This is a genomic window from Rhodococcus sp. 5G237, assembly GCF_053764735.1.
This window is the reverse complement of the sequence record NZ_JBSNCD010000004.1, coordinates 134,591-156,256: the sequence shown is the minus strand read 5'-3', so window position 1 is coordinate 156,256 and position 21,666 is coordinate 134,591. Positions and strand designations below refer to the sequence as shown.

Sequence of the window (21,666 nt, the reverse complement as noted above, 5' to 3'; positions counted from 1 at the left end):
CGCTGCGAAGATAGGGGCATGGCAACTGGACGGCTCTACGGTGGACGCGCAGGCGAGGAACGACAGGCCGATCGGCGAGCGCAGCTGATCGAGGCCGGTCTCGATCTCCTCGGAGCTGCCGACGGGGAAGCCACGCTGTCGGTGCGCGGTGTCTGCAAGCGCGCCGGTCTGGCATCGCGCTACTTCTACGAGAGCTTCGCCGACCGTGACGAGCTCACGGGTGCCGTCTACGACCACGTCGTCCAGCGCATCGCCGAGAGCACGCTCGCCGCTGTGACCTCGGCACCCGCCGACGACGACCGCGCGATCGTGCGGGCCTGCGTCGAGAACATCGTCCGCGAGATCGACGAGGACCCGCGGCTCGGCCGCATGCTGTTCTCCGTCAGCCAGGCCAACACGCAGCTCGCGAAACGGCGCCTCGACTCGACCCGCATGTTCGCCGGTCTGGTCACCGCTCAGGCCGAGAACATCTACGCCATCACCCCGAGCCCCCGGCTCGATCTCGCGGCGCACTACGTCGTCGGCGGACTCGCCCAGGCGTTGACGGCCTGGCTCGACGGCACCGTGCCGCTGAGTCACGACGACGTCGTCGAGGAGTGCACCGAACTGCTGCTCACGATGTCGGCCCAACTGCGGCGCGACTCGGCCACGTAGAAACCCACGACGGGGAGATTGTTAACCTCTACTCGTGCTGCTCTCCGATCGCGACATCCGCGCTCAGATCGCCTCCGGGCATCTGGGCATCGACCCGTTCGATCCGGAGCTCGTGCAGCCCTCGAGTGTCGACGTCAAACTCGACAGCCTGTTCCGCGTCTTCAACAACACGCGCTACACGCACATCGACCCGGCGAAGCAGCAGGACGAACTGACGTCGCTGGTGCAGGTGCCCGAGGGTGAGCCGTTCGTGCTGCATCCCGGCGAGTTCGTGCTCGGGTCGACGATGGAGCGGTGCACCCTGCCGGCCGATCTCGCCGGTCGCCTCGAAGGCAAGTCGTCGCTGGGCCGGCTCGGTCTGCTCACGCACTCGACGGCCGGGTTCATCGACCCGGGCTTCGACGGGCACATCACCCTCGAGCTGTCCAACGTCGCGAACCTGCCGATCACGCTGTGGCCGGGCATGAAGATCGGTCAGCTGTGCCTGTTCCGGCTGACGAGCCCCGCCGAGCACCCCTACGGCAGCGCGAAGGTCGGGTCCAAGTACCAGGGCCAGCGCGGGCCCACGCCGTCGAAGGCGTACCTGAACTTCGTGCACAAGCACCCCGACGCGCGTCCCAGTTAGTTCTTCCCGTCCCGCGATGCTTTCCGGGACGGCAGCTGCGGGTCCACAATGATCCTCATCCGCACGGAGGAGGGGACCGTGGCGCTGCATGCGAATGACCTCGACGAGGTGCTCGGGATCCTCGACGGCATCGTCGACGAGACCGCGAAGCGCGGTGATCCGCGGGGATGCTTCGCGGCCGTCTATCGGCAGATGACCTTGGCGGTGAAGGCCGGCGTCTTCGCGGACAAGGATCGCATGAACCGCATCGACACCCTGTTCGCGAACCGCTATTTCGAAGCCTACGAAGCGACCGCACCGACCAGAGCGTGGCAGATCGCGTTCGACGCTGCGAAGCGCGACCGGTTGATCGTGCTGCAACACCTGCTGCTGGGGATCAACGCGCACATCAATCTCGATCTCGCCGTCGTCGTGGGTGAGAACCTGTCGGGTGACGAACTGGACGCCTTCCGCACCGACTACGACAAGATCAACGACATCATCGCGGGGGTGATGCCGAAGGTGCGCGACGCCATCGAGTCGTTCTCGCCCCTGATCAAGATCCTCGAACCGGTCGGCGCGGTGCATCCGGTCCTCGACTTCGCCTTCGACCGCGCGCGGGAGACCGCATGGGTGTGGGCCGAGATGCTGTCGCAGATGGATGCGAACCTGCGCCCCGCCGCGATAGACGTCCTCGACCGGAACGTCGCCGTGCTCGGCAGGGTCATCGCACGCCCCGACCCGTTGACGGCGGCCCTCGTCGGCCTCGTCCACAACACCGAGAGCAAGGACATGCGCCGGATCATCCGGACGCTCGACAACCTCTGACGACCCGATGTCCCGGGTGCCTGCGTACACGGCTCCGTGGCGGTTAATCTCTGGACGTGCGCGTCGCTGCGGTCGCCACCATTTTGCTCCTCCTGCTCGCGGCCTGTGCGCAGGACACTTCGTCGCGCCCCTCGCCTCCCGAGGATCTCCCGATGGTCCGCGCCGACGGCGACCGTTTCGTTCTCGACGACCGGCCGTGGTGGCCCGCCGGTCTCAACGCCTACCAGCTCGGCACCCGCTGGGAGGTCAACCACGGATGCGGTGCCGAGGTGGATCTCGACGAGTTCTTCGGCGCACTGGCACCGCGCTCGGTCGTGCGTTTCGACGCCTTCCAGTCCCACGCTGTGCACCGGATCGGCGGCACGCTCGACTTCACCGCGCTCGATGCCGTCTTCGACGCCGCCGAGCGGCACAGGGTGTACCTGATCCCGGTTCTCGCCCCGCAGGACAGCGATTGCGACGCGGGCGGATACAAGCCGGCGGACTGGTACGACACCGGTTGGCGCGACCCGCTGCCGGGCCATGTGCTCGCCTACGACGACTGGGTCGCGACGGCCGTCGAACGGTGGGGGTCGTCGTCGGTGGTTGCGATGTGGGAGTTGATCGGCGAACCCGAGACCGCGACCTGCACCGACGACGAGTGCACCCTCGAACGACGCGAGTGCCTGCCCGGCGGTGCCCGGCTGCTCCGCGATTGGATCGACGACGCGGCCGGCATCGTCCGTGAGCACGACCCGGACCGGCTCGTCACCGTGGGCACCATCGGAGGCGACCAGTGCGGTTCGACCGGCGACGATTTCACGACCGTCACCGGCGCCGAGCAACTCGATGTGGTGCAGTACCACGACTACGACGACGCGCGCTTCCTCGAACAGCGACTCGACGGGTTGCCGAAGCCGATGCTCGTCGCCGAACTCGGTGTCCGGGCCGGCTCGTGCCGTGAGGTGAACGAGCGTGCCGACATCGTCGACCGCACGCTCACGCAGTACCGCGAACTCGGGGCCGACGGCGCACTGATGTGGTCGTTCGTCCCCGATCCACGTACGGACGAATGCACGTACGACATCGGCCCGGACGACCCGGTCCACTACGTCCTACGGCGCCACCACCGCTCAGGCTGAAGCACGGTCGAGTACCCGGAACAGCCGCCAATCGGGTTGGTCGGCACCGTCGTTGGGAATCTCGAGCTCGAGCACCGCGATGTCGCTGCCGGTCTCGTAGATGGTGGGGTAGCGGCGGTTGACGGCGTCCGAGGTTCCCCGGCCCTCGTTGGGGACGGTCAGGATGTACTCGACCCCGGAGACGGAGGGACGGTTGAGTACCGCGGTGAAGTCGGAGTCCGAAGGGATGACGAACGTCTCGGGGCGTTCGGTGGCCGAGAAGATCGCGAACCCGTAGACCGTGTCCATCAGCACCGAGCCCGGCGGCAGGTCCATCGCGTCGAGATATTCGGCGATGCGTCGTTCGGTGGAGAACGCCGCGATCACCCGTCGCTGCTGCTCACGCACCTCGGACGGATCGTCGTTGTCCGGGAACAGGACCGTGCGCAGCGCGTGCTGTTCCTGCGACAGGGTGGGCGAGCCCATCGCGACGAACGTGACGGGCAGACTGCACACCAGGAGCACCGCACCCAACGGTGCCGCGCCGCTACGGTCCTCCGTCCTCGGAACGGCGTGCGGTCCGGGACGTCGTGCCGTGAGCAGTCCGCGTCGCGGTGCCAGCTGCACGACCCACACCGCGAGCAGCGGGATCGCGCAGATGTAGAAGCGCAGGAACGGAAAGGTCATCCCGCGCGCATAGGACAGCGCGGCGAATCCCAGGACCGCGCCGAAGACGACGAACGGCACGAGCGGTTCGAGATCTCGTCGCCGCCACGCGAGCACCGCCACGACCGGGATCAGCAGTGGTAGCGCCGGTCCGAGCACGACGGTCTCGGCGAGCGAGAAGGCGATCGCACCGAGCCCGCCCGACGACCCGCCACCGCTCTGCTCGAGGATGGCAGCGTTGCCGTAGGCCGAGGTGAACTGCGCGAGCCATTCACCGGTGACGAGCCAGCTCGTCACGACGAACGCGACGAAGGCCAGGGCGAGGGGAGCGGCGACGAGGATCGCATCCATGATCGCCGGTTGCCATCCCGAGCCGGGAGCGTAGCGACGCGACCGGTACCGGACGAGCAGCGCGACGAAGACCGTCACCGCCCCTCCGACGGCCAGCGCGTCGTACCGCGCGAGATACCCCAGCGCCAGGGCGATTCCGGTCAGCGCGAGGTCGTGGATGTCGTCGGTGCTGCACCAGCGGATCAGACGACGCGCGGCCCAGCACAATGCGAACAGGAACGGCGCCTCACTCATCCCGTTCGCGCCGTAGTAGACGATCATCGGGTTCAGGGCGAACACCGCCGTCACCGTCCACACGAACCAAGGCGAGCATCCACGATCGCACGCGACCCGGTGGATCTGCACCGCCGCACCGGCCATGAACGGCGCCGACATGAGCACCGCCGTGACGGCATAGGCGGACAGTGCGGGAAACCACGCCGACAGTCCCTGGAGGGGTACCTGGACGAGCGCGGTGAGCGGCGTGAACACGAAGCCGATGGCGGCGAGGTGCGGGTCGCGACTGAGGAGCACCGTCCGCGCGGCGCTCACGCGGCTGAGCGAATCGCCCTGGTAGTACTGCACGTCCAGCGCGAGCCACAGTCCTACCACGAGATAGATCGAGCAGGCGGTCCAGAACACCCACGTGCTGCGGGCCCTCACGACGACAACCCGTGGAAGGTCTTCTCCCAGTAGGAAGGATTACGGATGAGCTGATAGGTGCCCTTGATCGCCGCGATCGACATGAGCACCCAGTAGAACGGCACGGTCAGGCACGGCCACCACAGGTTCGCGTGCCCCGTCTCGCGACACGCGACGAAATTCATGTACATCACGGCGACGTTGCCGAACACGAGCGAGATCAACGCGGGGAAGTAGGCGTACCACGGGAAGATCTCCTCGATGAGATCCGCCTGTCCGAGCAGCCACGACAGCGTCGTCATCCAGAACACCATGTTCAGGCACGCGATGATCGGTGTGCCCGCGAGCAGGGTGGTGAACCGCAGCATTCCTACGGTGCCGATGACCCGCCACAGTCGGACGGGCCGGCGCATGTGGACCAGCCAGGTCTGCAGATAACCCTTGTACCACCGGGATCGCTGCCGCACCCAGTTGATCGGATCGCTGTTCGCCTCCTCGAGCGTGGTCGAGTCGAGAACCGCGGTGGAGTAGCCGGATTCGGCGATCCGGACGCCGAGGTCGGCGTCCTCGGTGACGTTGTACGGATCCCACGCGCCGATCTCGTCGAAGACCGACCGGCGGATGTGGTTCGACGTGCCTCCCAGTGGGATCGGTGAGTGCGACTTCATCAGTCCGGGGAGGATGAAGTTGAACCACAGTGCGTAGTCGGCGGTGAACCAGCCGGTCAGCAGGTTCTGGGTTCCGTTGTGGAAGGCCAGCTTCGCCTGCACGCACGCCACGTCGTCGCCGAGGCGGTCGAAGACGACGACCACGCGGCGCAGCTGCAAGGGTTCGGGGAGGTCCTCGGCGTCGAAGATCGTCACGATCTCGCCCGTCGTGAAGTGCAGTCCGTAATTGCACGCCTTCGGTTTGGTCCGTGGGTCGGCGGCCGGGACGAGCAGGATCTCGACGCTCTCGCCGAGCCCGGCCTTCTCCGCGGCCTCGATGGTGACGGTGTCGTCCTCCTCGAGCAGCAACAGCACCTGGAGCTTGTCGGCCGGATAGTCGAGCGCGGCCATCGCAGCGAGCAGATCGCCGACCACCTCGGGTTCGTTGTAAGCGGGGACGAGCACCGTGTACGGCGGCAACCGGTCGTCGGTGAGGGCGAGCGCTTCCTCGTCGTCGACGATGAACTGCGCGTCGCGCGCCATGCCGCGGGTGAACAGCAGCAGCCGGTCGGCGAGGGTCGCGATGTACCCGAAGGTGCACAGCACGGTGAAGACGATCAGGGTAGGTTTCGTCGCTACGACGAGCGAGGCAACGAAGGCCCCGGCGAGCGCGAATCCGAGATACTTCTGCCACGGCACGAACGCGACCGACGCCGACGAGACGGGGCTGCGTTCGCGCAGTCCGTGCACCGCTTCGTGCAGGGCCGCGGTCCGGTAGGCGTCGAACTCGACGGTGTCTTCGGGCGGAACATCGTGTCCCGAGCCGACGTTCACTCGGCCTGCCATTGCGCCTCCACGAGTTCGCGACCCACGTCGATGAGCATGGAACGGTCCTTGTACTCGGGATCGGTGTCCTCGACGGTGCCGTTGCCGCGCAGCAACACTCGCATCAGAGTGCGTGCGTTGGCGACAGTGTTCGGCTCGGGCTGTGGGAACGGCGCATCGAGTTCGTGGTTGTCCACCGTCAGCAGGCTCACCCGCTGGGCGACGGTGTCGCTGCGGGTCCACACGAAGCTGAGCAGGCTCCACGTCAGGAGCAGGTTGTCGTCGACGACGGTGAAGTACTCGGCGGTGACGCCGCGACCCAGATCGACATATTCCTTCGGGCTCACCCGTGATTTGCCCAGTGCGTACATCGATTCGGTGGGGTACACCGCGAACGAACCGACACGACGCACCTGCAGGGTCTGCACGGCGACGGTGCGGGGACGCAGCAGCCGATCCCACTCCGGGTTCGGTTCCTCCGCCCGGAGCATCTGCCGGCGCAGCACCGATCCCTGACGGAAGTATGCGCGGGGCCAGTCGTAGTCGACGGACGACAACTGCACCCATCCGGATGGGACGACCTGGGTGGCGGTGCCCGAGTAAGGAGGCCCGACCGAGACCGGCGTCAGGCGCTGGTCGGGAAGCGGCAGGAGTGCGGCGAGCAGGGCGGCCACCGCGACGCACATCGCTCCGCGCACGGCCTGGGGAACCGACACCGGATTCGGTGGCAGCGTGCGTGGCGCGAGCCCGCGGTAGGTCCACAGATAGGCACCGGCCCCGACGACCACCGTCGCGACCACCGCCGGCACGTACTGCGACACGGCGATGGGTGCGTCCGGCCACCGCTGATCGACCAGGACGAGCACCATCAGACCGGTCACGAATGTCGCGGAGCCGTAGAAGAATCCGCGGGCCCGGGTGCGGCGCGTGGCGAGTCCGATCGCCGATGCGGCGAGCACGAGGGTGATCTGTCCTGCGGCGAGTTTCGTGCCACCGAACTCGATGAGCACCATGCGGTACACGACAGGTGAGCTCAGGAAGAGCATCATCCACGCTTCCCAGTACGCCGCGGTCACCCGCAGGCCGAACATCGCGACACACGCACCGCACACGAACACCCACGCGGCGAGCACGTCGAGGTGCATCACTTGGTAGTTCGTCGCGTATCTCGGCATCAGCAAGCCTTTGATCGCCAGCGCGATCAGCAGCAGGAGCACCGACGTGATGATGTCGGTCTGCCGGTCGTGGATGGGCAGTTCGTTCCTGCGCCTGCGCGTGACGCCGATCGCGACCACCGCGACCAGCGGCGGCACGATCAGCACGTAACCGCCGGTGGTGCCCGCGCGGATCTCTCCGATCAGTTGCAGCCAGGTGGAGTGGAAGCCGATCAGCGTCGCGGCGACGATCACGATCCACCGGCGGGTGGTATGCCGCAGCGCGCTCGTGAAGAACCGTTCGGTGAACGACGGTTGCTCCACTGTCGCGGTCATGGCGTTCACCGTGACTGGGGGCGGCGGCGGGGGCGCGCCCACACCACGGCGCCCGCCGCGCCGACGACGAGCAGGACGACACCCGCGACGACCACCACGGTCACCGCGCTGTTCGTTCCCGGCGACGCCGCGTCGACGTCGTCGTCGTCCTCGGTCCGGGGATCGATGAGGGCGACCGGATCGCGGTCGGGTGCGGTGAACAGCACGCTGCCCTCGAGTTCGAACCAGCGGCCGGGCTCGGCGGAGAGCCAGTCGATCGTCCGATCGAGTTCCTCGGGGACGTCGGTGGACGTGGCGACCAGCACGGTGCGTCCGTCGTCGCGCACGACCTGCAGGGAGGCGAAGTCCACCTCGGTGCCGAAAGTGAGGCTGGTGTTCTCGCCGGTGGCGTTGCGGACCTCGAACCGGCGGTCCTCGGTGCGGACGAGCGGCAACTCCGACTGCAGTCGCTCGGGGATGACGCCGTTCGCCGCCACGACCAGCGCGGGCGCCGACGAGGCGAGCGCGTCGTCGATCGACACCCAGGTCGGATCCAGCGGGCGCGTGGTGAGCGACTGGAGCCCGGCGACGAGTTCGACGGCACGTCCGACGTCGACGAGCGTGCGACCCGCGGTGGCGACGTTCAGCTGTGGCATCAGAGTCTGGGGCAGCGACGGGAAGCCGACGGGAACGGGCGGGTCGGCGACGGTGCTCGACACGCGACTGTTGCCGTCGATGCTGAGGGTGACGGGCTGCTGGAGACCGCACTGCTCCTGGGAACCGGTCGTGCGGAGCGCGACGGTGACGTCGGTGAGACGCCCCAGGGAGGAGTTCGGCACCGTGACCACGCGGTCGATGACGCCGCTCGCGTCGGCTGCCCACGCGTCGAGTTGGACGTCACCGGCCGAGACGGTGATCAGCCCACCCTGGTCGGCGGGAAGGGGGGTGTAGGAGCCCTTCAGATCGATGGCGACATCCCGGACGGGGCGGCCGAACTCGGCCTGGTCGAGGAACAGGTGTACGTCGGCGAGGCCGAGACCGCTCGTCTCGAGGTCGGATACTCGTAGGTCGTACAGGGTGGTCGAGTCCGGAGCGAGGATGGGCGGGACGTCGAAGGTGCCGACGGCGACGTCGGAACCGACGGCAATACCGGACAGGATGCTGTTCACCAGGCCTCCCTGGTCGAGGAGGGTCTGGGCGTCGCCTCGGACGTACAGGGCGGGAGGCCCGTCGGGCACCGGCACGACCTCGACTCCCGTCTCCTCGCCTTCACGGACGACGATCTGCCGGACGAACGGACCGTCGGCGGCCGGGGGAATGCCGTTCGGTGGCAGTTCACGTACGTCCACCGGCACCTGACGTCCGGAATAGCGCGCGGTCACGTCGGCGGCGAGATCCAGGGCGACGGTCGACTCGGCGTCCGTCGGTCCTTCCGTCAGATACAGCTCGAGTCGTTCGAGGACGGGTGGCAGAAAGTCGGCGACCACGGACGGGAGCGTGGGGGTGCCAGCGTACCGGACCACACCGTCGCGCAACCGCACCGAACCGAGGGTCCAGTCCTGGGGGCAGATGTTGTCGACGGCGCTCAGGCTCAGATCCAGCGAGATCACCGCGGCGTCGTTCTCCACCTTCGCGCCGGCGAGTGGAATCGACAGGGGCACGATGTCGCCACCGGCCGGCAGTTCCACCCGGGTGAGCAAGCGTCCGTCCGAGGTGACGTCGATCGATCCGCGCGCGATATTCGTGGGCAACTGGGCGGTGGTGTCCAGGAAAGCGGGAGTATTACCGTCGGGGACGGGAACCGTGAGCGTGACGATATCGGAATTGCCACGGAATTCGATGTCCGGGCCGAGGCCGAGATTGCGGGTCGGGAAGGTCACCTCGTTCGGACCGGTCGCTCCTGTCGGCTCGGGCTCCTGCGCTGCAGCGGTAATCGGGTTCGCGCACAACGTCATCGAGACGGCAAGGGCCAGCATCAGGCTGCGTCGGGAACGGCGACCGGTTCGGTGGGATGTCACCCGAACAGCGTATTGCGTCGGGTCACGAGAATATTGCAGACGCGGCGAGAATTCGATGTGACGTTGTGCTGTTGTAACAAAAACAGGCGCGGCATCGATTTCAGCCGACGACCATGAATCGGGTGAAACAGGAGGTCCCGTGGCGGAACCGGCGAGCGATCGGACGGTTGTTGCGCCGTGAGTCGTTCGTTGTTGTTCGTCGGGCACACCGGTGAGCGGTCGGGTGCCGAGAAGGTCATGCTGATGCTCGTCAGCGTCGCCCTCGCACAGGGTCGTCGGGTCGTCGTGGCATGTCCCGACGGACCGCTCGCCGAATCCCTTCCGGCCGGGTGCATCCATGTCCGGTTACCGCGGCTGGGCATGTGGGGACAGACGGGAGTCGGGCGGATCGCGGGACTGGCAGGCCTTTCGGTGCGGTGGCTGGTGGGAGCGTGCAGACTCCGTTGCGTGCTCGCCGCGGAGCGGCCTCGGATCGTGTGCAACTCGTTGTTCGCGTTGCCTTCCCTGCGACTCGCGGTACTCGGCACGTCCCATCGGGAACGTGCCAGGTGGCTGGTGCACGACACTCTGTCCTCCCGGAAGCAACGCATCGTCGCCCGGATGGGCAGGGGAGCCGTGGGGGGAGCGGTCGCCGTCTCGCGGGCCTCGGCGGTCCCGGTGCGTGAATGCGGATATCCGGTGGTCGTCGCACCGCACGGGGTTCCGATCCCGCCGCCCCCTCCGTCCAGGCCGGCATCTCCTGCGGGCTCGACCGCGCGGGTGGGCATCCTCGCGTCGGTGACGGAGTGGAAGGGGCACCGCGTCCTTCTCGAGGCGGTGGCCGAGGTGCCCGGCACCCACCTCGACGTGGCGGGGGAGCCGTTCCCCGGCGACGAAGCCTTCCTCGCCGAGTTGCGGCGTCGCGCAGACGCCCCCGACCTGCGCGGACGAGTGTCGTTCCTGGGTCGCGTCGATCCCGCCGAGGTCTTCGCGGTCTGGGACGTGATGGTCTCGGCGAGCACCTCACCCGAGGCGGGGCCGCTGGTCGCTCTCGAGGCGATGGCGCACGGTGTGCCCGTCGTCGGTACCGATCACGGAGGGACCGCCGAGCACTTGGCCGACGGTGCGGGAGTGCTCGTTCCACCCGGTGATGCGAAGGCCATGGCAGTGGCGTTGCAGCGACTGATATCCGATCCCGACCTGCGGAACGAACTCGTCGTCACCGCGCGCCGCCGGGTAGAGGAGCATCACGACCTCGAGACGACAGTGCCCGCGATGGTGAACGCCTTGTGGGAGACGGGCGTCACATTGTGAGGAGTCCTCGAGTATTGCTTTTGCAACCATGTTGTGATCTCCGATGTTTGGTGTTCGCGGCGGATTCGCGCACACTGTGAGCCATGTGGGTGTGGATCGCATCGGCGCTGGCGGCGTGGCTGGGCCTCTCGGCTCTCGGCGCGCTCGCGGTCGGTCGGTTCCTGTTCGTCTCCGAGAGGGAGGAACAACTCGTCGAGATGCAGCGGGAACAGCGTGATTCTGCGAATCCTCCCGTCGCTTCCTGACACGCCGGACGTCCGCCTGCGCGATACTCGCGAGTAACAATTTCTCGTGTCTAGACTCGGTTCCGCGTCGTCCTCCTGTCCCCCCATGTGAGGACGGCCGCACGGGTCGGTTACCCCCCATCACCGGTCCGTGCAGAAGCCCCGGCCGATCCACCACCACGATTGCCGGGGCTTCACCTATTTCCGGCGGAGATATCCTGTCGCTCATGACCGAGCAGGCTCCCCGTGTCGCGATCACCTACTGCACGCAGTGCAAATGGCTGCTGCGCGCCGGTTGGATGGCGCAGGAACTGCTGAACACTTTCGGTCCCGCGCTCGGCGAGGTCGCGCTCGTTCCCGGGACCGGTGGGGTGTTCCGTATCGTCGTAGACGACACGGTCGTGTGGGACCGCAAGGAGGACAAGGGTTTTCCCGAAATCGCCGCGCTCAAGCAGCGGGTCCGTGATCTCGTGGAGCCGGATCGTGATCTCGGGCATGTGGATCGGGCCGCCCGGGCCGATGCCCCACCTCGTCGCGACAGCAACGACATCTAGCGGTAACGTTCTCGCATATGTGCCCGCGTTCTACGCGCGTCGGGCACGGTCGACGGCGTGCCGCTCACGAAAGTGGTCGCCGACATCGAAATACGGGGAGGAAAATCGATGAATTCTGTTGCGAAGAAGGCTGCAGTCGCGGCCTCCGGTGCCGCACTGCTGGCACTGGTCGTTCCGGGCGTCTCGTCCGCTGCGGGTCCGAGCGTCTCGGCGAAGGCGGAGAACGGCGCCATCGTCGTCGACTTCGATCTGACGCGCGCCGACGTCGACCGCGGCGTCACCTGCGTCACCTACGTCCTGAAGCCGGGCACCGTCGACACGGCCGATCCGTCGGGCCGCATCGACGCGCAGCCCGCCGGCACGAGCTTCTCGGTGACCAACACGAGCACCTCGAGCGCGCTGTACATCAAGGACGGCGCACCCTCGCAGGCCGGCCCGGAGTCGATCACCGACGGCACCTACAACGTCTTCTGGGGCTGCCAGGACGCCTCGGGTGCGCAGTACGAGAACATCTTCGACGCGTCCGGTCGCCCCTTCACCGGTGGCATCTCCGTGACGGTCGGCGGCGGCGAGTCCGCACCGCAGGGCGAGTCGGCTCCGCAGGCACAGTCCGCGCCGCAGGCCGAGGCCGCGCCCGCACCGCAGGGCGAGGCCGCGCCCCAGGCCGATAATGTTCCGCCGGCCCCCCAGTCGCAGCCGGAGCCGGTCGACCCGCTCCAGTTCGTGATCAAGTTCCTGCGCGATCTGATCGGCGCCTACCTCTGATCGGAGTCCACACTCCGATCTGCACGTAACGGCATCGGCGGCACCTCCAGCGGGTGCCGTCGATGCCGTTTCTGCACCGACGCTGTAGATGTGGTCCCGCCCGCGCCGGCTGCTCGGCAACTGACGTACGGATCGGTAACATTTGCCCGATTCGTCGCGACACACTGGCGACATGCCCACTCCCCGGGGCGACAGCGAAAGGCCTGTGCATCGTGTCCGAACGAAGCATCCGCGACGCCGAACTGCGTCGTGAGCTCGGTGTTCCTCCCACCGTCGATCTCGTGGGGCATGCCCGCGATCTCGCCCGCGTGGCCGTGCCCGCCGCGCTCGTCGCCGCGCTCGCCGCGATCGCGGTCTTCTTCGTCCGCGACAGCGGTCCCGGGGTGTACGAATCGTCGCTCGTCGCGGAAATCCGTTCGTCGTCCTCGGTGTCCGGCAACGACGCGACCCTCGGGCAGCTCATCGCCCCGTACGTCGCGCTGTCGCAGGACTCGGCGGTCGTGGCCGCAATCGCAACCGAGACGAACGAGGATCCCGCGAAGCTGCCGTCGAGGATCGACGTCGGCTACGGCTCGTCGCCCACTCTGCTCACCGTGACCGCCCGCGACGACTCGCAGGTCGATGCCGACCGGCTCGCGCAGACGATCGTCACGCAGCTCGACCGCGCGCAGACCGAACGCAATCGCGTCGCCCTCGACGCGCGCATCGCCGAACTGGACGCCGTCGTCGCCGGTCTGCGTGCCGACCTCGCCGCGAGTATCGCGGCCGACGAGGAGAGCGCAGCCGATCCGGTGGTGCAGGCCGAACTCGATGCGCGGCTCGAGCAGCTCCGGCAGGCACGCTCGGGCGCGAGCCTCGAATACCTCCAGGTGCTGTCGATGCCCGCCGGTACCGGGACGAAGGTGTCCCCGATGCCGCGTGCCGAGGCTGCGGTCGCGTTCCTCGCCGTGTTCGTCCTCGTCGCGGAGTTGCTGGTCGCGCTGAACGGACGCTTCGGAGCATCGAACAGTCCGGCCTGGGCACGGCGGGTCGCGCGTCGACACCGGGCGGCCGTGCAGGTCGAGCGCGACGACCGGGAGGCACTTCCGCTCGACACGATCGTCATGCTGCAGCAGCGCGCCTCGCTCGGCGACCACATCCTCCTCCTGAGCGGGGAGGGCGTGACCGTGGAGACCGACTCGTTCGGCGATGCCCGCGACCGGATCGTGTGCTGCGGTATCGGGGAGCAGTGGTGGACCAGGGCGAACACCGAGGGACTCGCGCTCGCCGTGATCGTGCTGCAGGCCGGTGCCGAGGAGCGAGCGCAGGCTGAGGACACACTTCGTGCTCTGGCCGAGATCGAGGTGCCCACTCGGCTCGTCGTGCTCGGTGCCGGGCGCGAGTTGGTGCCCGTCCTTCCGGCCCGTCGTCGCGAGACGGCCGTGGAGACGACTCCCGAACCTCCGGCGCCTGCGAGCCCGGCTGCCACACCCCAGCCGGCACCCGTACCCGCGGCGCCGGCACCGCGCCCGGTGCCCGACGACCGTCATCGGGCCCCGCAACCGGTGTCGTCACAGCCGGTGTCGACGCCACCGGTGTCTTCACAGCCCGAGTCGCTGTTCGTCCCGCCCGAGGATCGGTCCTATCAGCAGTACCGCTACGACGAGGGATACGACTACGGATACGCCGACCGCCCGGGCCACCGGGACGGGCACGGTTACTCCGAGCAGAACGGTTACGGCGAACCTCGGGAGACGTCGCGCTACTGATCGGGTTCTTGCCCGAGTTGAAGCTTCGCGCCGACAAGCTATAGTGATGGCGGTCACTCCAGGGGATGGGTGTGGCCTGCGCAGCCGAGCACATCGGCGTCACGATGAGGGAAACAATTTGTCTATCTGCATTGCCGGCACCCCGCAGCACAGCACCGCGACGCCGGGAAGCACCGAATGGATCAAGGCTCATCTCGCCCGCATGGACGACAGCGCGAGCTCTGTATCGTCCTCCGAGGACGTCGCCGTAGAGAGCGTCGTCGACGCGCGTCGTTAGGCTCCTTCCGAGGACTGCAACGAGGATCAGCCGGGTACACGTGCCGTGAACCGGGCGACGGAGGGAGCGAGACATGAGGGAGTTGTTCCGAGGACAGCTCGACGACCTGGTCGGACGCCTCGGTGAGCTTGCAGCGGTTGCCGCCGAAGGGCTCGACCTGGCCACTCGCGCCCTGTTCGACACCGATCTCGACGCAGCCCAGGCCGCCCTCGATCTCGACGCGCGGATCGCCGAACTCGACACCGACTGTTCCGAGCGGGCGGTGCGGATCCTCGCCCTGCAGGGGCCCGTGGCCGCCGACCTGCGGTTGGTGTTCTCCGCGGTTCGTATCACGAGCGATCTCACCAGGATGGGCGAACTGAGCCTGCACATCGCGCGCGTTGTACGGCGTCGCCATCCCGAGTCGCTGGTGTCCGATCTCCTGCGCGACGATCTTCGCCGGATGGCCGATCTCGCGGCGCAGATCGTCGCGATCCTGCGCGACGCGTTCACGGACTTCGACCTCGAGACGATCAAGGGCACGCACGCCATCGAGACCGAACTCGATGTGGTGCACTCGCGACTGCTCTCCCTGCTCGAGAGCCCCGAATGGGACGGCGACATCCGGACCGCGGTCGACACCGCCCTGCTCGCGCGTTTCTACGGGCGGTTCGGCGACCAGGCCGTCGACGTCGCGGATCGGTTGATCTTCTTCGTCACGGGCCAGCGACCGGCCGCCTGACTTCGGCGCGCGGAGCGCCGCGAACCGTGCGATTCTCATCCACATGACCAGCGACGAGCGCCTCTCGGTCGGCGGTCCTGGGGTGCCCGCGTTCGACGACCTCGACTTCGACGTCCTGTCGGCGCGGTCCGGTGCCAAATGGGCACGAGCGGCAGCCGACGGGCTGGCCCCGCATGGGTCGCCGACATGGATTTCCCGGTCGCACCTCCGATCGCGCGTGCGCTGCACGAGTTGGTCGACCGCAACGATCTCGGCTATCCCGACTGGTTCCACGGCACGCCGCTGCGCGAGGAGTTCGCGCAACGCATGCGCACGCGCTACGGCTGGGAACCCGATCCCGGTGCGGTCCGCGAGCAGACGGATCTCATCCAGGCATTGCAGCTCGTGCTGCACCTGAGCACCACGCGCGGCGATGCGGTGGCGATCCAGACGCCCAACTACCCACCGTTCCTCGCGTCGCTGCGACGGATGGGTCTGCAACAGATCGACTTTCCGTTCGTCGATCGAGGCGACGGGTGGGTGCTCGACTTCGATGCGTTCGAGTCGTTGGTGGCGCGGCGTCGTCCGCGGGTGCTGGTGCTCGTCAACCCGCACAATCCCACCGGTCGGGTGCTCACGCGAGAGGAACTCGAACGGATCGCCGATCTCGCCGAACGGTTCGACATGCTCGTCGTCAGCGACGAGATCCATGCCGAGCTGATCTACGAACCGCACCGGCACATCCCGTTCGCCTCGCTCGGGCCGGAGGCCGCTGCCCGCACGGTGACACTGACCTCGGCCAGCAAAGCGTTCAACCTCGCAGGGATGCGGTGCGCGGTGGTGCACTACGGTTCCGAGACCCTGCTGAAGCGCCGGGACGCGGAACCGTTCGACCTGTACGGGACGGTCTCGGTTCCGGGAGTCGTCGCGACGCTCGCCGCGTGGCGCGAGGGCGACGCGTGGCAGCGCGACCTGCTGCAGGTCCTCGACCGGAATCGCCGACGGGTGGACGAGGTTCTGCGCGAACGGATCCCGGCCCTGCGGCATCACCTGCCGCAGGGCACCTACCTGACCTGGTTGAACACCGGGCCGCTCGGCATCGACGATCCGGTGTCGGCCGTCCGCGATCGGGGACGCGTCCTCGCCGACGGTGGGGTGCGATTCGGGTCGGAGGCACGCAACTTCCTGCGCATCAACTTCGCGACGTCGGGGCCGATCCTCGATCGGATCCTCGACGGCGTCACCGACGCGCTCGGCGCCTGACCGTCACTACATCCATTCACCACACCGGGTCGGCCGGCGTGTTCGTGGATTCGAGTGTGTCGTTCGCGGCCGCACAACCCGAAGCGGCCGAAGCGACCACGGCGCGTGAGGGTTTGGTCGAGAAGTTCTGGTAGAGCAATCCGAAGTTCTGCTCGACGTCGGCGCGGTTCGTCCCGCGGTCGCGCATCGAGTAGACGAACACCTTCTGCACCCAGCCGAGTCGGCGGGCCTCCGCGATGCCGTCGGCGATGATGTCGGCCTGTCGTTGCGTGCTCACCGCGTTCGCGGCGGTTCCGGTGGGAGCACCGAACTCGGTGGCCCACACCGGTGTCGCGGCGTCGCCGTACTGCACCATGGTGTCGCGCATCAGACGCATGCGGTAGAAGGTGTTCCAGCTCTGCGTGCTCGCATCGGACGGCAGCGCCGGATAGCTGTAGGGGTGCACCGAGAGGATGTCGAAGTACTGGTGCGCCCCGCGCGCGTAGAGCTGCTGCACGAAGGTGACGGGGGAGATGTCGGATCCGTTGTCCACCGCCGGTGCGAGTCCGCCGTTGAGGATCCGGGCATTCGGCTGCACGGACTTGACGGCCGGAGCGGCCGCGGCGAGCAACTCGACGTACCTGCCGACATCGGGACGGGGACGGAAGAAGTTCGTCAGATTCGGTTCGTTCCAGATCTCCCAGTGGGTCACACGGGTCGAATAGCGCTGTGCCGCCTGCCGAGCGAAGCCGGCGAAGGCCGCCGGGTCGGCGGGATATCCGTGCGTGTCGCCGCCACCTGCGACGCGTGCCCAAACCGGGGTGTACGCGATGACGCCGACCACCTCCAGTCCGCGTACCCGAGCGCGATCCACCACGCGATCGGGCACCGACCAGTTCTGTTGCCCGCGGTTCGGTTCGATCACCGACCAGTCGATGTCCACCCGCAGCCACCGGGCGCCGACCGCGCGGATCGCGTCGAGTTCGCGGTCGAGTTCGGAGTCCGGCAGGTACATCAGCGGTGCGCCGGCGGCGATTCCGATGTCGTCGGTCGTGCAGGTCGTCGGTGGAGGCGGTTGGGTCGGTGGGGCGCACGCCGCGAGTGCTGCGAGGGAGCACGAGAGGGCGGTGACCAGTGCGGCGCGTGCGAGACGACCCATCGATTCTCCTGGAGTAGAATCCCGACAATTCCGGCATCGGTCGTAACGCCGCGCCGCCGACCTGCGATTTTTTCGGTGGAGCGAGCGGCAGACCGACGCCGCGAATTCACTCTAACGAGCAGGAGGCCGGAAGATGCGGGATTTGTGGACCGAAGGTTCCGGTGCATGCGCACCATGAGTTTCGAGATCCACGACGAGGCGTCGGCCGTTCGGCTCTCCGCGGAATGGGACGACCTCGCACAGGAGACGGGGCGACGCGTCGCGACCCGCCCCTCCTACGCACTGGCCTGGAATCGGATGGGACGCGGCCGATCGGCCGTGTGCACCGTCCGGCGCGGCGGGCGTCTCGTCGGACTCGCGCCCCTGCATACCCGCACCCGGCTCGGGGTCACCGCGCTACGGCTCCCGGCCCACGGTCTCGCCACGATAGGAACCTTCCTCGCGACCGACGACGCCGCGCTTGCCGACCTGCTCGGCGGCATCGCCGACCGGAACATGGCACTGCAACTCGACCACGTCGATCTCACCGACCCTCTGGTGGAGATGCTGCAGGCCTCGCCTCGATGGAGCGTCGACATCGCCGGAACCGAACGGTGCCTGACCGTCGATGTCGCCACCGGTGACGGCGCCGAATCGTTGCGTGGACGACGCACACTGAAGACGCTGTCCCGGCTCGAACGATCGCTGGAACGGGAGGGCACACCGGCCTCCGTCGAAGTGGTGTGCGATCCGGACCATCTCGCGCAGAGATGGCACGACATCACTGCGGTTGCCGCGGCCGCCGACGAACACCGCGGACGCGACAACTTCTGTGCGCCGCCGTTCGCCGCGTTCACTCGGCCGCTGCTCGACGCCGAAGCCCGCGCCGGCCGTTTGCTCGTCGTGGGCCTGCTCATCGGCGACCGGTGGATGGCCCACGAGATCATGTTCCGCACCGGAACCACGGCCGAGATGTGGTTGAGCCGCTTCCATCCCGAGGTGCGCCGCTACCAGCCCGGACAATTGCTGCAGCGCCACCTCGCCGACCGGCACGACGAACTGGGCATCGACCGCTTCGACTACCTCCTCGGCACGACGGAATTCAAGGAGCAGTGGGCGAACGGTGAATACCGGGTCGGGCGGATCGTCGCCGTCCCCACCTCGCGACCGCACCATAGGTGGACCCTCCGCGCCGCAGATCTCGGAGCCGACCTCGTCCGTCCCCTGCGCCTGGCGGCGCGCGACGCCCTCACCTCGAGTCGCTGCTGATCAGAGGCAACCCGGAGTGACCGCGGCCGTGCGCAGCACGTCCCAGGCCGGTTTGGGTGCCCCGTCGTGCGCGAGGACCCCGAAGTTCTGTTCGCGATCGGCCACCTCGGTGCCCCGGTCGAGGAGACTGTAGACGAACAGCTTGTCGACGAATCCCAACGCGCGCTGCTCGGTGATCCCGTCGCGCAGGATGTCGGCCTGTTCCGTGGGCCCGACCGCGTCGGTGTCCGTGCCCGTCGGCGCCCCGAACTCCGTTGCCCAGATCGGCTTGTCGGAATCCCCCCGCTCGACCATGACGGTGCGCATCTCGCGCATGCGGTAGAAGGAGTTCCACTCGGACGTCGACGCGTCGGACGGCAGAGCGGGATAACTGTAGGGATGCATCCCCACGACGTCGAAAGCCGACGACACGCCCTCGTCGTACAACTCGGTGAGGAAGGTCGTCGGGGCGATGTCCGATCCGTTGTCGGTGCCGGGGGACAGGCCGCCGGTGATCACCACCGCCCCGGGGTCGACGTTGCGGATCGCGTCCGACGCCGCCACGAGCAGGTCGGCGTACGCGCCGACATCGGGTTGCGGGGTGAAGAAAGCCGTCAGGTTCGGCTCGTTCCAGATCTCCCAGTGCGTGACGCTGTCGGAGTAGCGATCGGCGACGTCGCCTGCGAAGCGACCGAATTCGCCGGGGTCGGCGGGCATCCCGTGCGGATCACCGGGGTCGGCCTCCGACGTCCGCGCCCAGCGCGGAGTGTGAGTGAGCAGGCCCAGCACCTGCAGGTCGTGTGCGTCGGCCGCGGCGACGACCCGGTCGGTGCCCCTCCAGTCGAAGCGGCCGCGCGCAGGTTCGATGATCGACCAGTCCATGTCGAACCGGATCCAGCCGGCGCCGCTGTCGGCGACCGTCGACATGTACGCGTCGAGGTCGGCGGAGTCGAGGGAGTCGAGGCCGGCTCCCGTCGCGACCCCGAGACTGTCGGCGGTCAGATCGGTTCGGCAGTCGCGTGGCTCGGTGCTCTGGGTACACGACAGAGCGAACACACCGACAAGGGTGAGAACGGCGCGGAGCGGCATGGACCGCGACACGCGACGCGGCATCGACCGCGAAAGGGACACTGCAACCTCAACGGGACTTGACGAGACCGGCGAGGCCGAGCCCGCCGGTGATGGGAAGGACATGGGTTCCGGCCAGAACACAGACAGCCGAGAGAGCAGCGGTGACGGGCCAGGGAAGATCGTAGCGTTCCGCGAAGAGCGACATCCACACGGCCACCGCAACACCCAGCATCGCGATCGCCATGGTCTGGGTGAAGGGGAACAGGCCCCTGATCCGGACGCTCCGGATCACCACGATCCAGATCGCGACGAGCATCGCGGCCTCGGTGAGCACCGTCGCCAGCGCCGCCCCGTCGAACGACATGCGGGGGATGAGGACGAGGTTCGCACCGATGTTCCCGGCGAGCGCAGCCAGTGCCACCCACGGGTAGACACGGTGGCGTCCGGTCGCGATGAGCACCATGAGCCCGAGTTCGGTGAGCATCGACAGAGCGCTGCCGAGCACCAGCATGCGCGAGGCGCCGGCCGCCTCGGCGAATCGCTCGCCGTAGAGGAGGGACAGCACGCCGTCCGCCGCCGACCAGAAGGCCGCGGTGGCGGTCGCGCCCAGCACCGCGAGGAGCATCGCCGCTTCCCGCGTGCGCTGCCGGAACTGGTTGCTCTGCGCGGGCCAGGTGGCGACCAGCAGCGTGGTCACCGGGCCCACGACGGTCGACGACACCATCGACAGCAGGTCGGCGAACTTGTATCCGACGGTGTAGAGACCTACCGAGTCGAAGGTGTCCATCCGCCCGAGCATCAGCACGTCGATCTTCGACAGCAGGGTGAGCAGAGCGAAACCGATGCTGAGGGGGATCGCCTCGACGAGCATCTCGCGCCACCGCCACAACTGGGCACGTGCGGCGGGCAAGGGTCCGGCCTTGCCCGCTCGCACGCCGCGCACGAGGATGCCTGCGCCGACGACCTCGTTGATCACGGCCGGCACGACGAGCACGAGCAGCACGGGATTCCACAGCACCGCGGCGATGGTCGCGATCAGCTGCGCGAGCTGGCCGAAGGTCTCGGCGATCGCGACCGACGCCATGCGCAGGCGACTCTGATACATCACCGACAGGGCGTTGTTGGGCGTCGCGATCACCACGACGAGACCCGCGATCACCGTCGCCCAGACGACATCGGACGAGTATCCGAGCAGCACCACGTACCCGACGGCCAGCGCGTACCCGAGCAGACCGAGTACACCGCGCAATGCAATGAACGCGGTGGTGACGTAGGAGACCTCCCACGGATTGCATTCGACGAGCTTGGCGAGCACCACTCGGCCCACGCCGAGATCGGTAACGACGGACAGCAACCCGAGTAGCCCGAAGACGAAGGAGAACTTGCCGAAGTCGTCCGGTGCCAGTGCGCGGGCGACGATCATCGAACCGGCCCAGCCCATCGAGGCGACGGCCAGCCGGCTGCCGAGCATCACGACGGTGTTGCGTCGCGCGGCCCGCCCGTCGAGTTCGGGGGTCTGCGGTTCGTGGAGGGTGCCACCGGGGTCGTGCGCCGCGACGATCCGCTCCATCACGACGGTTTCGGCCATCCGGTCGGCCAGCGAATGTCTACCCACGCGACGGC

Annotated in this window: 19 protein-coding genes and 1 pseudogene; 13 read left to right on the top strand and 7 right to left on the bottom strand. The window is 67.9% G+C overall.

Going from position 1 to position 21,666, the window contains the following annotated elements; translation table 11 throughout:
- Window positions 1-18 precede the first annotated feature (18 nt).
- The 4 genes from ACWPOC_RS10135 (at window position 19) to ACWPOC_RS10120 (ending at window position 3,207) form a co-directional block, all read left to right on the top strand.
- Window positions 19-654 (top strand): TetR/AcrR family transcriptional regulator, encoded by a 636-nt coding sequence (locus tag ACWPOC_RS10135; protein ID WP_120280344.1) that lies wholly within the window; start codon window positions 19-21, stop codon window positions 652-654.
- Window positions 655-688: 34 nt separating this feature from the next.
- A complete protein-coding gene (gene dcd, locus ACWPOC_RS10130; protein WP_016696219.1) occupies window positions 689-1,279 on the top strand; it encodes a dCTP deaminase in 591 nt (196 codons plus the stop codon).
- A 78-nt stretch (window positions 1,280-1,357) separates the two neighbouring features.
- The gene (locus tag ACWPOC_RS10125; RefSeq protein WP_455408560.1) at window positions 1,358-2,086 is read left to right on the top strand and encodes a DUF5995 family protein; all 729 of its coding nucleotides are present in this window, start codon (window positions 1,358-1,360) and stop codon (window positions 2,084-2,086) included.
- Between the two features lie 56 nt (window positions 2,087-2,142).
- Window positions 2,143-3,207: a beta-mannosidase gene (locus ACWPOC_RS10120; protein ID WP_455408559.1), complete on the top strand. Its 1,065-nt coding sequence runs from the start codon at window positions 2,143-2,145 to the stop codon at window positions 3,205-3,207.
- Here ACWPOC_RS10120 and ACWPOC_RS10115 read toward each other — a convergent pair.
- Genes ACWPOC_RS10115 through ACWPOC_RS10100 form a run of 4 tightly spaced genes read right to left on the bottom strand, consistent with a single transcriptional unit; the run spans window position 3,199 to window position 9,783 of the window.
- Entirely contained in the window at window positions 3,199-4,845 is a 1,647-nt protein-coding gene (locus tag ACWPOC_RS10115) for an ArnT family glycosyltransferase (RefSeq protein ID WP_455408558.1), read from the bottom strand. The two genes, ACWPOC_RS10120 and ACWPOC_RS10115, sit on opposite strands and share 9 nt — an antisense overlap.
- Entirely contained in the window at window positions 4,842-6,317 is a 1,476-nt protein-coding gene (locus tag ACWPOC_RS10110) for a glycosyltransferase (RefSeq protein WP_455408557.1), read from the bottom strand. The genes ACWPOC_RS10115 and ACWPOC_RS10110 overlap by 4 nt, the downstream gene beginning before the upstream one ends.
- Complete coding sequence (locus tag ACWPOC_RS10105; protein ID WP_455408556.1) at window positions 6,302-7,786, bottom strand: archaeosortase/exosortase family protein; 1,485 nt, start codon at window positions 7,784-7,786, stop codon at window positions 6,302-6,304. Before ACWPOC_RS10105 ends, ACWPOC_RS10110 begins: the two co-directional genes overlap by 16 nt.
- Window positions 7,787-7,791: 5 nt before the next feature.
- Window positions 7,792-9,783, bottom strand: a complete 1,992-nt coding sequence (locus ACWPOC_RS10100) for a hypothetical protein (RefSeq protein ID WP_455408555.1) — start codon at window positions 9,781-9,783, stop codon at window positions 7,792-7,794.
- A 177-nt stretch (window positions 9,784-9,960) separates the two neighbouring features.
- On the opposite strand from ACWPOC_RS10100, the gene ACWPOC_RS10095 reads away from it, so the two are divergent.
- The 8 genes and pseudogenes from ACWPOC_RS10095 (at window position 9,961) to ACWPOC_RS10060 (ending at window position 16,607) form a co-directional block, all read left to right on the top strand.
- Entirely contained in the window at window positions 9,961-11,076 is a 1,116-nt protein-coding gene (locus ACWPOC_RS10095; protein ID WP_120280337.1) for a glycosyltransferase family 4 protein, read from the top strand.
- A gap of 83 nt (window positions 11,077-11,159) precedes the next feature.
- Window positions 11,160-11,321, top strand: a complete 162-nt coding sequence (locus tag ACWPOC_RS10090) for a hypothetical protein (protein WP_016696211.1) — start codon at window positions 11,160-11,162, stop codon at window positions 11,319-11,321.
- 206 nt (window positions 11,322-11,527) lie between these two features.
- Window positions 11,528-11,854: a SelT/SelW/SelH family protein gene (locus ACWPOC_RS10085; protein ID WP_120280336.1), complete on the top strand. Its 327-nt coding sequence runs from the start codon at window positions 11,528-11,530 to the stop codon at window positions 11,852-11,854.
- Between the two features lie 108 nt (window positions 11,855-11,962).
- Complete coding sequence (locus ACWPOC_RS10080) at window positions 11,963-12,619, top strand: hypothetical protein (protein WP_120280335.1); 657 nt, start codon at window positions 11,963-11,965, stop codon at window positions 12,617-12,619.
- Window positions 12,620-12,831: 212 nt separating this feature from the next.
- On the top strand, window positions 12,832-14,367 hold the full coding sequence (locus tag ACWPOC_RS10075; protein WP_455408554.1) for a hypothetical protein: 1,536 nt from the start codon (window positions 12,832-12,834) through the stop codon (window positions 14,365-14,367).
- A 118-nt stretch (window positions 14,368-14,485) separates the two neighbouring features.
- Window positions 14,486-14,644, top strand: a complete 159-nt coding sequence (locus tag ACWPOC_RS10070; RefSeq protein ID WP_159417534.1) for a hypothetical protein — start codon at window positions 14,486-14,488, stop codon at window positions 14,642-14,644.
- Between the two features lie 73 nt (window positions 14,645-14,717).
- Entirely contained in the window at window positions 14,718-15,365 is a 648-nt protein-coding gene (locus ACWPOC_RS10065; RefSeq protein ID WP_455408553.1) for a phosphate signaling complex PhoU family protein, read from the top strand.
- Window positions 15,366-15,408: 43 nt separating this feature from the next.
- Window positions 15,409-16,607 (top strand): annotated as a pseudogene (locus ACWPOC_RS10060) (MalY/PatB family protein).
- A gap of 16 nt (window positions 16,608-16,623) precedes the next feature.
- Here ACWPOC_RS10060 and ACWPOC_RS10055 read toward each other — a convergent pair.
- Window positions 16,624-17,745: a GH39 family glycosyl hydrolase gene (locus tag ACWPOC_RS10055; protein ID WP_455408552.1), complete on the bottom strand. Its 1,122-nt coding sequence runs from the start codon at window positions 17,743-17,745 to the stop codon at window positions 16,624-16,626.
- 165 nt (window positions 17,746-17,910) lie between these two features.
- Here ACWPOC_RS10055 and ACWPOC_RS10050 point away from each other — a divergent pair, with 165 nt between their 5' ends.
- Window positions 17,911-18,993 carry a GNAT family N-acetyltransferase gene (locus ACWPOC_RS10050; protein WP_455408551.1) on the top strand — a complete coding sequence of 361 codons (1,083 nt, stop codon included), beginning with the start codon at window positions 17,911-17,913 and terminating at the stop codon, window positions 18,991-18,993.
- Here the strand turns inward: ACWPOC_RS10050 and ACWPOC_RS10045 are convergent, their stop codons facing one another.
- The gene (locus ACWPOC_RS10045) at window positions 18,994-20,028 is read right to left on the bottom strand and encodes a GH39 family glycosyl hydrolase (RefSeq protein WP_455408550.1); all 1,035 of its coding nucleotides are present in this window, start codon (window positions 20,026-20,028) and stop codon (window positions 18,994-18,996) included. It abuts the gene before it with no gap.
- A gap of 82 nt (window positions 20,029-20,110) precedes the next feature.
- Entirely contained in the window at window positions 20,111-21,658 is a 1,548-nt protein-coding gene (locus ACWPOC_RS10040) for a flippase (protein ID WP_455408549.1), read from the bottom strand.
- Between the last annotated feature and the right edge of the window lie 8 nt (window positions 21,659-21,666).